The organism is Pseudomonas sp. HP_14 (genome assembly GCF_055283875.1).
The window spans coordinates 274,443-291,044 of the sequence record NZ_JBTOQI010000033.1 but is presented as its reverse complement, the minus strand read 5'-3'; the positions used below and the strand labels follow the sequence as shown (position 1 = coordinate 291,044).

3 protein-coding genes are annotated in these 16,602 nt (G+C 60.1%); all 3 read left to right on the top strand.

The window, feature by feature from the left end; all coding sequences use genetic code 11:
* Positions 1-49: 49 nt before the first annotated feature.
* The 3 genes from ACYASS_RS18940 to ACYASS_RS18930 all read left to right on the top strand — a co-directional run bounded on the left by ACYASS_RS18940 (position 50) and on the right by ACYASS_RS18930 (position 16,517).
* Complete coding sequence (locus ACYASS_RS18940) at positions 50-13,102, top strand: non-ribosomal peptide synthetase (protein ID WP_463587234.1); 13,053 nt, start codon at positions 50-52, stop codon at positions 13,100-13,102.
* 384 nt (positions 13,103-13,486) lie between these two features.
* Positions 13,487-14,977, top strand: a complete 1,491-nt coding sequence (locus ACYASS_RS18935; protein ID WP_463587233.1) for a DASS family sodium-coupled anion symporter — start codon at positions 13,487-13,489, stop codon at positions 14,975-14,977.
* Positions 14,978-15,104: 127 nt separating this feature from the next.
* Positions 15,105-16,517, top strand: coding sequence for a diaminobutyrate--2-oxoglutarate transaminase (locus ACYASS_RS18930; RefSeq protein WP_463587232.1), 1,413 nt, complete (start codon positions 15,105-15,107; stop codon positions 16,515-16,517).
* Positions 16,518-16,602: the final 85 nt, after the last annotated feature.

The following is a 16,602-nucleotide window of genomic DNA, read 5'->3' as shown; positions in this document are numbered from 1 at the left end:
CTCTCTTCGTGAACTCCCGATTGCAAGCCGGACTCAGGCAGGAACAACCATGAACGACGCGTTCGAACTCCCCAACACTCTGGTGCAGGCCCTGCAACAACGTGCAGAAGGCCAGCCTGATCGCATTGCCTTGCGTTTTCTGGCTGAGGAGGCCAGTGAAGGCGCGGTGCTCAGTTATCGCCAGCTTGATCAGCGGGCGCGTACTATCGCGGCAGCCTTACAAGCCCAGGTCGAGCCCGGCGAACGTGCAGTGTTGTTGTTCCCCAGCGGCCCGGATTACGTCGCGGCGTTCTTTGGCTGCCTGTATGCCGGTGTCATTGCGGTGCCTGCCTATCCGCCCGAGTCGGCGCGTCGTCATCATCAGGAGCGTCTGTTGTCGATCATCGCCGACGCCGAGCCGCGGCTGATCCTGACTCGCAGCAGTTTGCGCGAGCCCCTGCTGCAAATGAGCGCTCAGCTCAACGCCGCCGATGCTCCCCAACTGTTATGTGTGGATACCCTGGACATCGATCTGGCAAACGCCTGGCATGAGCCGAGCCTGAACCCGGATGACATCGCGTTCCTGCAATACACATCCGGCTCTACCGCGTTGCCCAAAGGGGTGCAGGTCAGCCACGGCAATCTGGTGGCCAACGAGCTGCTGATTCGTCGCGGCTTCGGCATCGATCTCAACCCGGACGATGTCATCGTCAGCTGGTTGCCTCTGTATCACGACATGGGGCTGATCGGCGGCTTGCTGCAACCGATCTTCAGCGGTGTACCGTGTGTGTTGATGTCGCCGGGCTACTTCCTCGGCCGTCCGCTGCGCTGGCTGGAGGCAATCAGTGAGTACGGCGGCACTATCAGTGGCGGGCCTGATTTCGCCTATCGGCTATGCAGCGAACGGGTCAGTGACTCGGCTCTGGAAAAGTTGGACCTGAGTAAATGGCGCGTGGCATTTTCCGGCTCCGAGCCGATTCGTCAGGACAGCCTCGATCTGTTCAGCAGCAAGTTCGCCGCCAGCGGTTTCACGGCAGACAGTTTCTTCGCCTGCTACGGCTTGGCCGAAGCCACATTGTTCGTGACCGGCGGGCAGCGTGGACGCGGTATTCCGAATCTGGAAGTGAGCGATCAGGCGTTGGCTCAGAACCGCGCCGAGCCAGGTGCTGGCAGCGTGTTAATGAGTTGCGGTGGCAGTCAGCCCAGGCATGCGGTGTGTATTGTCGATGCCGTGAGTGGTGAGGTGCTGACAGATAATCAAGTGGGGGAGATCTGGGCCGCTGGCCCCAGTATTGCCCATGGCTACTGGCGCAACCCCGAAGCCAGTGCCAGGACTTTTGTTGAGCGGGACGGCCGTACCTGGCTGCGTACCGGCGATCTTGGTTTTCTGCGTCATGGTGAACTGTTCGTCACAGGTCGCTTGAAAGACATGCTGATCGTGCGAGGTCATAACCTTTATCCGCAGGACATAGAGCAGGCCATCGAGCGCGAAGTCGACGTGGTGCGCAAAGGGCGGGTTGCCGCTTTTGCGGTGACTGAAAACGGTGTGGATAGCATTGGTATCGCGGCGGAAATCAGCCGTAGCGTGCAGAAAATCCTGCCGCCGGACGCTTTGATCAAGGCGATTCGGCAAACCGTGGCTGAGGCATTTCAGGAAACGCCAGGCGTCGTTGCATTGCTCAATCCCGGCGCATTGCCAAAGACTTCCAGCGGCAAGCTGCAACGCTCGGCCTGCCGCACGCGTCTGGCGGATGGCACGCTCGACAGTTATGCGCTTTTCCCGGTCGCCCAGTATCAGGGTGAGCTTGATGCTGAGCGCACAAATGATAAGACGGCTGTTGGCGATGACCTGCAACAGCGCATCGCCGCGATCTGGCGTGAGCAGCTGCACGTCGAGCACATTGCCGACGATGACCATTTCTTCCTGCTCGGTGGCAACTCGATCGCCGCAACCCAGGTCATGGGACGTTTGCGTGAGGCTCTTGGTCTGGAGCTGAATCTACGCCTGTTGTTCGAGGCGCCTTCACTGGCCGAGTTCTGCACTGAAGTCGCGCGTCAACAAGCCTCAGGTGCAACCCGCCAGAACAGCATTGCGTTGCTGCCGCGTGATCGTGATCTGCCCCAGTCGCTGGCGCAAAACCGCCTGTGGATTGTCTGGCAACTGGAGCCGCAAAGCGCTGCTTACAACATTCCTGCCGCGCTGCGTTTGCGCGGCGATCTCGATCAGCAGGCCTTGAGCAACAGCTTCGAGCAGTTGATCGAGCGGCATGAATCCCTGCGTACACGTTTTCTGGAGCGCGACGGGCATGCACTGCAACGCATTGAGCCCTCAGCAACGTTCACCTTGCAGCATCTGGACTTCAGTCATGTGCCGCAGGCCGAGCGCGATGCTCAGGTTGTGCAGGCCCGGGATCAGGACGCCCGGACGGCCTTCGACCTTGAGCAAGGGCCGCTGCTGCGGGTGACGCTGGTGCGTCTCGACGACCAGGAGCATCAACTGTGGGTCACGTTGCACCACATCATTGCTGACGGCTGGTCGCTGAACGTGCTGATCGACGAGTTCTCACGCCTTTATGCAGCCGCCACTCAGGGACAGAAAGCGACCCTCACGCCCTTGTCGCTGCACTACGCTGATTACGCGCAATGGCAACGCGACTGGCTGGCGGCAGGCGAAGCACACCGCCAGCTCGTTTACTGGACGCAACAGTTGGGTGACGAGCAGCCGGTATTGAGTCTGGCGACGGATCATTCGCGCAGCGCCTTGCGCACGCATCAGGCAGCGCGCTACAGCGTCCTGCTTGATGAGGGTTTGAGTAGCGCCTTGCGTTACACCGCCCATGAGCAAGGGGCGACGATGTTTATGGTCCTGCTGGCGGCATTCCAGAGCTTGCTGCATCGCTACAGCGGGCAGACGGACATCCGCATCGGCGTGCCGGGTGCCAACCGTCCTCGCCTTGAAACTCAAGGCCTGGTGGGCTTCTTCATCAATACTCTGGTGCTGCGCGCTACGGTTGACGCGCGCAAACCGTTCAGCCAATTACTCGACGAAACCCTGCACACGACGTTAGGCGCTCAGGCTCATCAGGACCTGCCTTTTGAGCAATTGCTTGAAGCCTTCCCGCAGGCCCGCGAGCAAGGCTTGTTTCAGGTGATGTTCAACCACCAGCAGCGAGACCTGAGCGCCTTGCGCCGTTTGCCGGGTTTGCTGGCCGACGAGCTGCCGTGGCACAGCCGGGAGGCCAAGTTCGACCTGCAGCTGCACAGTGAGGAAGATCATCGGGGGCGTCTGGCACTGCATTTCGACTACGCCGCAGAGCTGTTTGACGTGCAGACCGTAAGGCGTATGGCGGAACACTTCACAGCGTTGTTGCAGCAAGTCAGTGATCAACCCGACCGGTGCATTGGCGACCTTGTTTTGCTCAGCGCGGTTGAGCAGGCTCAGCAACTGGACTGGAGTCAGGCGCCTTGCGTGCCTGCCACCCGCTGGTTGCCGCAACTGTTGGCTGAGCAGGCCACGCAGACACCCGAACGTATCGCGCTGGTCTGGGGCGGCGGGCAAATGGACTACGCCAGCCTGGATACTCAGTCCAATCGTCTCGCTCACTATTTGCGCGACAAGGGCGTCGGCCCGGACGTTTGCGTAGGTATCTGCGCCGAGCGTTCGCCGCAGTTGCTGATCGGCTTGCTGGCGATCATCAAGGCGGGTGGCGCCTATGTGCCGCTGGACCCGGATTACCCCCGCGAGCGCCTGAGTTACATGCTGCACGACAGCGGGGTCGAACTGCTATTGACCCAGAGCCATCTGTTGCCGGGCTTGCCGGTCAGCGAAGCCATCACCGCGATTACCCTCGATAATCTGCACCTGGACAACTGGCCGTGCAACGCGCCTGGTCTGCATCTGTCTGGCGACAACCTTGCTTACGTGATTTACACCTCCGGCTCAACGGGTCAGCCCAAGGGCGTCGGCAACACACACGCGGCCCTGGCCGAACGCTTGCAATGGATGCAGACCACATACGACCTCGACGCCAACGACGTCTTGATGCAAAAAGCCCCGGTCAGTTTTGATGTGTCGGTTTGGGAATGTTTCTGGCCCCTGATCTCTGGCTGCCGGTTGCTGATCGCCGCGCCGGGGGAGCATCGCGATCCTGCACGGATCATCGAACTTGTTCAGCAGTTCAACGTGACGACCCTGCACTTTGTGCCGCCGCTGTTGCATCTGTTCATCGAAGATTCTGGCGTGACGCAGTGCACCAGTCTCAAGCGTGTGTTTTCCGGAGGCGAAGCACTGCCGACTGAGCTACGCAATCGGGTACTCAAGCAACTGCCGAACGTGCAACTACACAACCGATATGGTCCGACCGAGACCGCGATCAACGTCACCCATTGGCATTGCCAGGCTGACGATGGCGAGCGCTCGCCGATTGGTCGACCGCTGGGCAACGTGCTGTGCCGGATTCTCGACAACGAGTTGAACTCGGTGCCTGCCGGAGTACCGGGTGAGCTGTGCATTGGTGGCATCGGTCTGGCGCGTGGTTATCTCGGACGTCCAGGGCTGAGCGCCGAGCGCTTTGTGCCGGATCCATTGGGCGAAGAGGGCGCTCGGCTGTACCGCACGGGTGACCTTGCGCGCTGGTCCGCCGATGGCGTCATTGACTATCTGGGGCGTCTCGATCAGCAGGTCAAACTGCGCGGTTTCCGGATTGAACCGGAAGAAATCGAAGCACGACTGCTGGCGCAGCCCGGTGTGCGTCAGGCGGCGGTATTGGTACGCAAAGGCCCTGGCGGCGCGCAACTGATCGGCTGGTACACCGCCGACACCGACATTGCGGCCGAGCCATTGAAAACCGCGCTGGCTGCAGAGCTGCCGGAGTACATGGTACCTGCGCAACTGGTGCGTCTGGACCGCATGCCGCTGAGTCCCAGCGGCAAACTGGATCGCCGCGCCTTGCCGGACCCGCAATGGCAACAACGTGAACACGTTGCTCCGCGGACTGAGCTTGAACAGCAAATTGCTGCGATCTGGTGTGAGGTGCTGGGCCTTGAGCGGGTCGGGCTGAGCGATGACTTCTTCGCGCTGGGTGGCCATTCGTTGCTGGCGACGCAGATTGTTTCTCGTACCCGTCAGGCATGCGATGTCGAGCTGCCGTTGCGTGTTTTGTTCGACGCCAGTGAACTGGCTGCGTTTACCGAACAGGTCCGTCTGATTCAACTGGCCGGCGACAGCAACCGCCAACTGCCGATCGAGCGCGTCGACCGCCGTCAGCGGGTACCGTTGTCTTATTCCCAGCAGCGCATGTGGTTCCTCTGGCAACTGGAGCCGAACAGCCCGGCCTACAACGTCGGCGGTATGGCACGCTTGCGCGGTGTGTTGGATATCAGCCGATTCGAAGCGGCATTGCATGCATTGATCGCTCGTCACGAAACCCTGCGCACTACTTTCCCTAGCGTCAACGGCGTGGCCTGGCAGCAGGTGCAGGTTGACTTGAATTTGCGCATGCAGTGGCAGGACTTTTCCGCGCTGGATGACAGCCCCCGTGATCAGCGCTTGCAGGCATTTGCCGATGCTCAGGCTCACGAGCCATTCGACCTTGAGCGTGGCCCACTGCTGCGTGCCTGCCTGGTCAAAGCGGGTGAGCAGGAGCACTATTTTGTTCTGACCCTGCATCACATCGTCACTGAAGGCTGGGCAATGGATATCTTTGCCCGGGAGCTCAGCGCGCTCTACGAAGCGTTCGTCGACGATCGCCAGTCGCCGCTTGAGCCGTTGGCAGTGCAGTATCTGGATTACAGCGTGTGGCAGCGGCAGTGGCTGGAGTCCGGTGAGCGTCAGCGCCAACTGAATTACTGGACGACCAAACTCGGTAATGAATATCCGCTGCTGGAACTGCCCGGCGACCGCCCGCGTCCGCCTGTGCAAAGCCATCGCGGCGGCCTGTATCGCTTCGATCTGGGCGACGAGCTGGCGGCTCAGGTTCGTCAGTTCAACGCCGAACAGGGGCTGACCCTGTTCATGACCATGACCGCCGCGTTGGCCGTATTGCTCTACCGCTACAGCGGTCAGCAGGACTTGCGCATTGGTGCGCCGGTGGCCAACCGGATTCGCCCGGAAAGTGAAGGGCTGATCGGTGCGTTCCTCAATACTCAGGTGCTGCGTTGCCAGCTCAATGGGCAGATGAGTGTCGCCGAACTGATCGATCAAGTACGCCAGACGGTGATTGAAGGTCAGTCCAATCAGGACTTGCCGTTCGATCATCTGGTCGAGGCACTGCAACCACCCCGCAGTGCAGCGTATAACCCGCTGTTCCAGGTGATGTGCAATGTGCAGCGTTGGGAGTTCCAGCAAAGCCGCACCTTGGCCGGGATGACCGTGGATTATCTGGTCAACGATGCAGCGGCGACCAAGTTCGACCTCAACCTGGAAGTGACCGACCTTGATCAGCGCTTGGGTTGCTGCCTGACCTACAGTTGCGACTTGTTCGACGAGGCGCGCATTGCTCGCATGGCCGAGCACTGGCGCACGTTACTGCAAGGTTTGCTGACGGATCCTGAACAGCGCTTGAGCGAGCTGCCGCTGTTTGAATCGGCTGAGCGCGACCAGTTACTGTCCGGGCTGGCAGAAGAGAGCGGCGAGCATGACCTGCCGCACTGTATTCATGAGTTGTTCGCCGAACAGGTCCGCAAGGCACCGGACGCTGGCGCCCTGACCTTTGCCGGGCAGACACTGACTTACGATCAGCTCAATCGACGCGCCAACCAGTTGGCTCGTGCCCTGCGCGAGCTAGGTGTCGGTCCGCAAGTGCGAGTCGGGCTGGCCCTTGAGCGCTCCCACGAAATGGTCATAGGTCTGCTGGCGATTCTCAAGGCGGGCGGCGCTTATGTGCCGCTGGATCCGGAGTATCCGCTGGACCGCCTGCATTACATGATCGAAGACAGCGGCATTGGCTTGCTGCTGGGTGATGAGAAGTTGCTTGGGGCGTTGGGGGAATTGCCTGAGGGAGTCGTGAAATTCACCCTGACCAGTAGGAGCGAATTTATTCGCGAAGAGGCCAGTACACCCACCGAATCTCTGTCGTCAGGAATATCGTCTTCGCGAATGAATTCGCTCCCACAGGATATCTGGGCAAGCTTCGACGACGCTGAACTGCCCAACCTGACCCTGCCGCAGCATCAGGCCTACCTGATCTACACCTCCGGCTCCACCGGCAAGCCAAAGGGCGTCGTGGTCAGTCATGGCGAAATCGCGATGCATTGCCGTGCGGTCATTCAGTGTTTCGGCATGCGCAACGACGACTGCGAACTGCACTTCTACTCGATCAACTTCGACGCAGCCACTGAACGCTTGTTGGTGCCATTGCTCTGTGGTGCCCGTGTGGTCTTGCGGGCTCAAGGGCAATGGGGCGCTCAGGAAATCTGCGAGTTGATTCGTGAGCAGCGCGTCAACATCCTCGGCTTCACCCCCAGCTATGGCAGCCAGTTGGCGCAATGGTTGGCCAGCCAGCATGAAACGCTGCCGATCCGTATGTGCATTACTGGCGGCGAAGCCTTGACCGGTGAGCACTTGCAGCGCATTCGCGCAGTGTTTAAACCACAGCAGTTTTTCAACGCCTATGGCCCTACGGAAACCGTCGTCATGCCGCTGGCCTGTCTGGCTCCCGAGGCGTTGGAGGAGGGCCTGGCGACTGTGCCGATCGGTCGTGTTGTCGGCGCTCGCAGTGCTTACATTCTTGATGCCGATCTGGCCCTCGTTCCTCAGGGCGCGACGGGCGAGTTGTACATCGGCGGTGCCGGGCTGGCGGGTGGTTATCACCAGCGTCCCGGTATGACCGCAGAGCGCTTTGTGGTCGATCCGTTCTCGGCAAACGGCGGGCGAATGTACCGCACCGGTGATCTGGTCCGGCAACGTGCCGACGGGCTGGTGGAGTATCTGGGGCGTATCGACCATCAGGTGAAAATCCGTGGTTTCCGCATTGAGCTGGGCGAAATCGAAAACCGTCTGCTGGAGCACACTTCAGTGCGCGAAGCTGTGGTGCTGGCCCTGGAGGCGCCGAGCGGAAAACAGCTGGTGGGCTATGTGGTCGGCGAGGGCGACGCGGCTCAGTTACGCGATGCCTTGAAGAAGCATTTGCTCAGTCAGCTCCCGGAATACATGGTTCCTGCTCAGTTTATTGTGCTCGATAGCATGCCGCTGACCGCCAACGGCAAGCTCGACCGTCGTGCTTTGCCTGCGCCTGATCCGGAGCACAGCCGCCAGCAATTCATGGCCCCGCAAAATGAGCTTGAGCAAGCGTTGGCGGCGATCTGGCGTGAGGTGTTGAACGTCGAACGCGTCGGTTTGCTGGACAACTTCTTCGAGCTGGGTGGCGACTCGATCCTGTCGATCCAGGTGGTCAGCCGCGCTCGGCAGGCCGGGATTCATTTCAGCCCGCGAGACATGTTCCAGCATCAGACCGTGCAGACGCTGGCCAACGTTGCGACTCGCGCCGAGCAGATGCTTGCCGAGCAAGGGCCGGTGCTGGGTGCCTCGCAACTAACGCCTATTCAGCACTGGTTCTTTGCCAGCGACATCCCGCAGCGCCAGCACTGGAACCAGACGGTGCTGCTGCAACCTAGCGAAAACCTCGACCCGGCGCGGCTGGAGCAAGCCTTGCGTCAAGTCCTGGTGCAGCATGACGCGCTGCGCCTGCGCTTCACCGAACACAGCGGTCAATGGCATGCCGAGCACGCACCACTGGAACAGTGCGCAGTGCTCTGGCGTGCTGAAAACGCTTCGCCGGAGCTGTTCGCCGATGCGCAACGTAGCCTCAATCTCCAGCGTGGCCCGCTATTGCGTGGGGTTCTGATCAGCGATAACAACGGAGCTCAGCAACTGCTGTTGACGATCCATCACTTGGTGGTGGACGGCGTGTCGTGGCGGATTCTGCTCGATGATCTTCAAGCGGTTTATCGTGAGCAGCCGCTGCCCGCCAAGACCAGCGCGTTCCGGGACTGGACCCAACGTTTACAGGCATACGCCAGCAGCGAGCCACTGCGCGAAGAGCTTCAGTGGTGGCAGACCCAATTGACTGGCAGCGGCGAGTTGCCGTTCGATCATCCGCAAGGCCGTCAGCTAAATGCTCAGGCTCAAACCTTCAGCGTGCGTCTGGATGCACAGCACACCCGACAGCTGCTGCAGCAGGCTCCGGCGGCCTATCGGACGCAGGTTAACGACTTGTTGCTGACGGCGCTGGCGCGGGTGGTGTGCCGCTGGACCGGCGAGGAGTCTGCGCTGATTCAACTCGAAGGTCATGGCCGTGAAACCCTGTTCGATGACATCGATCTGACCCGAAGTGTCGGCTGGTTCACCAGTGCTTATCCGCTAAGGCTTACGCCGCAGGATGTGGCGGAAGCGACGGGTCGTGCTGCATCGATCAAGGTGATCAAAGAGCAACTGCGTCAGGTGCCACACAAGGGGCTGGGCTATGGCGTGCTGCGTTATCTGGCTGACGAGACATGTCGTCAAAGCATGGCCGCATTGCCTGAGGCCTCGATTACTTTCAATTATCTGGGGCAGTTCGATCAGAGCTTTGCCGACGACGCGCTGTTCAAACCGCTGGACGCGTCGGTCGGCCCGACTCACGACGAGCATGCACCGCTGCCGAATGCATTAAGCATCGACAGTCAGGTGTATGGCGGTGAACTGGTGCTGCGCTGGACCTTCAGCCATGAACGCTTCGAGGCAGCGACGATCGAAACGCTGGCTATGGCTTATGTCGATGAACTGCAAGGCCTGATCGCTCATTGCCTGGACGATGCAGCAGGCGGGCTGACTCCTTCGGACTTCCCGCTGGCACGTCTGACTCAAGCCCAACTGGACGCGCTGCCGGTTCCCGTCTCTTGCATCGAAGATGTCTATCCGCTGACGCCCATGCAGGAAGGCCTGCTTCTGCATACGTTGCTTGAGCCGGGTACCGGTATCTACTTCATGCAGGACCGCTATCGCATCAACAGCGAGATCGACCCGCAGCGTTTTGCTCAAGCGTGGCAAGCCGTCGTGGCTCGTCATGAAGCTTTGCGCGCTTCGTTCTGCTGGGACAGCGGCGAGCAGATGCTGCAAATCATTCACAAGCCGGGCGGTACGCGAATCGAGTTCGTCGACTGGAGTGCCGAGCCAGAAGCCACGCATGAAGAACGTCTGCAAACCCTGCTCAAAAGCGAGCGTGAAGCCGGTTTCGATCTGCTTCATGAGGCGCCATTCCAGCTGCGTCTGATCCGGGTCGCGGAGGGGCGTTACTGGTTCATGATGAGTAACCACCACATTCTGATCGATGCCTGGTGCCGTGGCTTGCTGATGAGCGATTTCTTTGAAATCTATACCGCGCTGGGCGAGGGGCGTGAAGCACAACTGGCGGTGCCACCGCGTTATCGCGACTACATTGGCTGGCTGCAACGTCAGGACATTGCTCAGTCGAAGCAATGGTGGCGCACTAATTTGCAGGGCTTTGAGCGCACCACCTACATTCCGACAGATCGGCCATTGTTGCGCGAGCATGCCGGGCAAAGTGGCGGCATGATCGTCGGCGATCGCTACACGCGCCTTGATGCCGCCGATGGTCAGCGCCTGAAAGACCTGGCCCAGCGTCACCAGTTGACCGTCAACACCTTCGCCCAGGCGGCGTGGGCGCTGACCTTGCGGCGTTTGAGTGGCGACGCTGACGTGGTGTTTGGTGTCACGGTAGCGGGTCGTCCGGTAGACATGCCGCAGATGCAGCGCACGGTTGGCCTGTTCATCAACAGCATTCCGTTACGGGTCAGCCTGCCAGCCAACGATCAGCGCTGCACGGTACTGGACTGGCTGCAGGGCCTGCTGGACAGCAACCTGCAGCTGCGCGAGCACGAGTACATGCCGCTGGTGCAGATTCAGGAGTGCAGTGAACTGCCTAAAGGTCAGCCGCTGTTCGACAGTCTGTTTGTGTTCGAAAACGCCCCGGTTGAAGTCTCGGTACTGGACCGCGCCCAAAGCCTGAGCGCCAGTTCTGATTCCGGCCGCACTCACACCAATTTCCCGCTGACGGCGGTGTGTTATCCAGGCGACGACCTTGGGCTGCATCTTTCCTTCGACCAGCGTTACTTTGATAGCGAAACGGTTGAGCGCCTGCTGGGTGAATTCAAACGCCTGTTGCTGGCACTGGCGGACGGCATTCAGGGCGACATGGCCGAGCTGCCGATGCTGGCAGAGGTCGAGCGCGAGTGGCTGTTGCAAGGCTGCAACCAGAGCCAGCGTGATTACCCGTTGGAGCAGGGCTACGTGCGATTGTTCGAAGCTCGGGTCGAGGCACACCCTCAACGTATCGCTGCGACCTGCCTGGAGCAGAAGTGGAGCTACAAGGACCTGAACCAGAATGCCAACCGCCTTGGCCACGCCCTGCGCAATGCCGGCGTACAGGTTGATCAACCGGTAGCGTTGCTGGCTGAGCGCGGGCTGGATTTGCTGGGCATGATCGTCGGTAGCTTCAAGGCCGGGGCGGGATACCTGCCTCTGGATCCAGGCCTGCCAGCGCAACGTTTGAGCGGGATCATCGAGCAGAGCCGCACGCCATTGCTGGTGTGTACGGCAGCCTATAAAGAACAGGCGATGAGCCTGCTGGAAGCGTTTTCCTGCGCGGGCAAACCTCGTTTACTGGTGTGGGAGGACGTACAACAGGGCGAGCACTCGACAGAAAACCCCGGAATTTATTCCGGCCCGGATAACCTCGCCTATGTGATCTTTACCTCCGGCTCCACCGGCCAACCCAAAGGCGTGATGGTCGAGCAGCGTGGCATGCTCAATAACCAGTTGAGCAAAGCACCGTACCTGAGCCTGGATCAGTTTGATGTGATCGCCCAGACGGCGTCGCAAAGCTTCGATATCTCGGTCTGGCAGTTCCTCGCCGCGCCGCTGTTCGGTGCGCGGGTGGACATCGTGCCTAATGCGCTTGCCCATGATCCATTGGGCCTGCTCAAGCATGTTGAAAGCAGTGGCGTCACCGTGCTGGAGAGTGTGCCGTCGCTGATTCAGGGCATGTTGGTCGAAGATCATCCGCCGCTGGAGCGTTTGCGCTGGATGCTGCCGACCGGGGAGGCCATGCCGCCTGAACTGGCGCATCAATGGCTGCAGACTTATCCACGCATCGGGCTGGTAAACGCCTACGGTCCGGCCGAGTGTTCCGACGACGTGGCGTTCTTCCGGGTGGATCAGGCGTCGACTCAAGGCAGCTATCTGCCGATCGGTACGCCGACCGATAACAACCGTTTATACCTGCTGGATGAGTCGCTGGAACTGGTGCCACTCGGTGCAGTGGGTGAGTTGTGCATCGCAGGCATTGGCGTTGGCCGAGGCTATGTGCACGATCCGTTGCGTACGGCACAGGTTTTCGTGCCGCATCCATTCGGAGCACCGGGTGAGCGGCTTTATCGCAGCGGCGATCTGGCGCGGCGTCGGGCGGATGGTGTGCTTGAGTACGTGGGGCGTATCGACCATCAGGTGAAGATTCGCGGTTTCCGGATCGAGCTGGGTGAAATCGAAGCACGCCTGCATGAACAGCCAGAAATTCGTGATGCCGCTGTGGCGGTGCAGGAGGGACCGAACGGTAAATACCTCGTCGGCTATCTGGTGCCTGTCGAGGCGCAAGAGGGCGAGCTCCCGGAAGTCATCAAAGCGCGCCTGCGAGCCTCCCTGCCGGATTACATGGTGCCGCTGCACTGGCTCATCCTCGACCAACTGCCACGTAACGCCAACGGCAAACTGGATCGCAGGGCTCTACCCGGGATCGACATCGGCCAGTTGCAAAGCCAGGCCTACGTCGCACCACGCAATGAGCTTGAGCAGACCCTGGCGGACATCTGGGCTGAAGTGCTTAAAGTCGAACAAGTCGGCATCTACGACAACTTCTTCGAACTGGGAGGTCACTCATTGCTGGCCACGCAAATTGCTTCCCGTGTGCAGAACGCATTGCAACGCAACGTGCCGCTGCGAGCGATGTTCGAGTGCAGCACGGTGGAGCAACTGGCCGCTTATATCGACGGGCTTGAGTCGAGTGAAATGACCGAGGAGAAAGTGGATCGGTTGAGTGACTTGATGGCACAGCTGGAGGCGTTGGATTGATGATGGTGCAGAGCACGGGTGGGGCCCCGGAAACCGCAATTCCGGATTTGAAATTCTGAGCTGTGGGAGCGAGGCTTGGTCTGGGCGGCATTCCGACGATAAACGATAACGCGGTATGCCTTTTAGCTGCGTCTTATGTATCGCGGGCAAGCCTCGCTCCCACAGGGGACGGCATTTCAATTCAATAGGTACTTCTAGCCCCACGAATTACGGATACCTCACGAGACTCGCCCGGGACAACTCACCCGCCTGGCTGCCACCGGCGTTGTAAAACAGGGGCGTTGGCCATTCGTTGATCCATCTCAATGGCAGGCACCACCCGGGAGCGCATGATGCAAATTGTGCAAGCGCCCTGTTTGCGTTGTGCCGGATCAAGGAAAGCCCATGAACGCCTCTTCAACCATCCCCGAGCAGCCACCCGCCCAGGTCAAGTTACCCAGAGGTCTGCTGGTTGGCATCGCGGTCATGGTTGCCGTGCTGTTGCTGCCATTCCCGGCGGACCTACCCATTGCCGGGCAGCGCATGCTGGCGATTCTGGCGTTTGCTGTGGTGGTGTGGATCACCGAAGCGGTGTCGTACGAAGCCAGTGCAATCATGATCACCTCGCTAATGGCGTTCCTGATCGGCACGGCGCCGACCCTTAAAGACCCGTCCGTGATCTACGGTTCTTCTGCCGCGATTACCATGGCCCTGACAGGCTTCTCCAACTCGGCATTGGCGTTGGTGGCAGGCGCATTGTTCATTGCCGCTGCCATGACCCATACCGGGCTGGATCGGCGTATCGCTCTGGTCACGTTGTCACGCATCGGCACCAGCACGCGACGAATCATGCTGGGTGCGATTGTCGTCACCATCCTGCTCAGCCTGGTGGTGCCCAGTGCCACCGCGCGCAGTGCGTGTGTGGTGCCGATCATGATGGGCGTGATTGCTGCGTTTGGTATGGACAAACGTTCCAATGTTGCTGCCGCGATCATGATTATTGTGGCTCAGGGGACCAGCATCTGGAATGTCGGGATTCAGACCGCTGCTGCGCAAAACCTGCTGACAGCAGGCTTCATGGACAAGATGCTCGGCGCCCGTGTGTCATGGCTCGACTGGCTGATTGCCGGTGCCCCCTGGGCGATCGTCATGTCGGGCGTCCTGATCGTTCTGGTGCTCAAACTGCTGCCCCCGGAAAATGACAATATTCCTGGCGGCAAAGAGGCGGTTGCCCAGTCCCTTGCAGAAATAGGCCCCATGACAGGGGCACAAAAGCGCCTGATGACCGTATCCATTGGCTTGCTGTTGCTGTGGGCCACCGAGGGCAAACTTCATAGCTTTGACACAACGTCCACGACTTACGCCGGGCTGGTCCTATTGCTATTGCCGCGTTGGGGCGTGATGACCTGGAAAGACGTGCAGTCGCGAATCCCTTGGGGCACGGTGATTGTCTTCGGGGTCGGCATCAGCCTGGGTACGGCGTTGCTCACCACTCAGGCGGGACAGTGGCTGGGTGTTCAGGTGGTCAGCCGTACCGGACTGGATCAGGTTGGGCCATTGAGCGTGTTCGCCATTCTGGCGGGCTTTCTGATTCTGATCCATCTGGGCTTCGCCAGTGCCACGGCACTGACTTCGGCAATGTTGCCGATCCTCATCGCTGTGCTGCAAACCCTGCCCGGGGATTTCAACCGACTGGGCATGACCATGCTGCTGGGGTTTGCCGTCAGTTACGGGTTCATTCTGCCGATCAATGCGCCGCAGAACATGGTCTGTCTGGGCACTGAAACCTTCACCGCCCGGCAGTTTGCCCGGGTCGGCATTCCGGTCACCGTGATCGGCTATCTGTTGATGCTGGTATTCGGCGCTACCTACTGGAAATGGTTGGGCTGGATGTAGGCGGCAGCAGTAAATCCCGACTGCGCTGGTGCGTTTCCTTTAGACAGGAATCTACCGGCGCTGAATGGCGTGGCAGATGCCCACTTCCGTGCTTTGCATCCACCGCATGCTATCGAGGGTTTGAAGGATGTCAGTCGCCATCAGTCGCAATGAAAATTTGTCTGCCCGGTTCAACAGCGAGCCGGAAGAAGTGCTTTATCAGTTCGAAGACTCACCGCTGCTGGAGCGTCAGAAGCAACAGGAATCCAATGCTCGCAGCTATCCCCGACGTCTGCCGTTGGCGCTGAAACGCGCGCAGGGTATCTACGTTGAAGATGTGGAAGGTCGCACCTTTATTGACTGCCTGGCGGGAGCCGGGACTCTGGCCTTGGGGCATAACCATCCGGTGGTCATCGCCGCTATTCGCAAGGTACTCGATGACGGTCTGCCGCTGCATACCCTCGACCTGACTACCCCGGTCAAGGATCAATTCGTCCAGGACCTGTTCGGATTGTTGCCGGAAACCTTTGCCCGCGATGCGAAAATTCAGTTCTGCGGCCCCACCGGGACCGACGCAGTGGAAGCCGCATTGAAGCTGGTGCGCACCGCGACCGGGCGCACGACCGTGCTGTCGTTCCAAGGGGGGTATCACGGCATGAGCATGGGCGCACTGAGCCTGATGGGCAGTCTCGGGCCCAAAAAGCCCATGGCGGCCTTGCTCAGCAATGGTGTGCAATTTCTGCCGTTTCCCTATGACTATCGGTGCCCGTTCGGGCTGGGTGGCGCCGAGGGTGTGAAGGTCAACCTGCGTTATCTGGAAAACCTGCTCAATGACCCGGAGGCTGGCGTGCAACTGCCCGCGGCCGTCATTGTTGAAGTGGTGCAGGGCGAGGGCGGGGTGATCCCGGCTGACCTGGACTGGCTACGCGGCCTGCGCCGGATCACCGAAAAGGCCGGAGTTGCGCTGATCGTCGATGAGATTCAGAGCGGTTTTGCCCGCACCGGAAAAATGTTTGCCTTTGAGCACGCGGGCATTGTGCCGGACGTTGTGGTGCTCTCAAAAGCCATCGGCGGCAGCTTGCCGCTGGCCGTGGTGGTTTATCGCGAGTGGCTGGACAAGTGGCTCCCGGGGGCGCATGCCGGGACTTTCCGTGGCAATCAGATGGCGATGGCGGCGGGTTCTGCCGTCATGGCTTATCTCAAACAGCATGATATCGCTGGCCATGCGACCGCGATGGGCGCTCGCCTGACCGAGCACCTGCGGGTACTGCAACGCGATTTCCCGCAGATGGGCGACATTCGTGGTCGTGGCTTGATGCTCGGGGTTGAGCTGGTCGACCCGACAGGCGCTGTCGACGGTTTGGGCCATCCTCCGGCATTCGGCACACTGGCACCGTTGGTGCAGAACGAATGCCTGAAGCGCGGGTTGATTCTGGAGCTGGGTGGTCGTCACGGCAGTGTCGTGCGCTTCCTGCCACCCTTGGTGATCACCGCCGAGCAGGTGGATGAAGTGGCAAGGCGTTTTGCCAAGGCGCTGGCCGCGGCGGTGGAGCGGGTTTAACCCGCTCTCATCAAACATAAAATAACTATCCGAATTTAGAAGCTTTTCTGTAGGAGTGAGCTTGCTCGCGATAGCGTCAGATCAG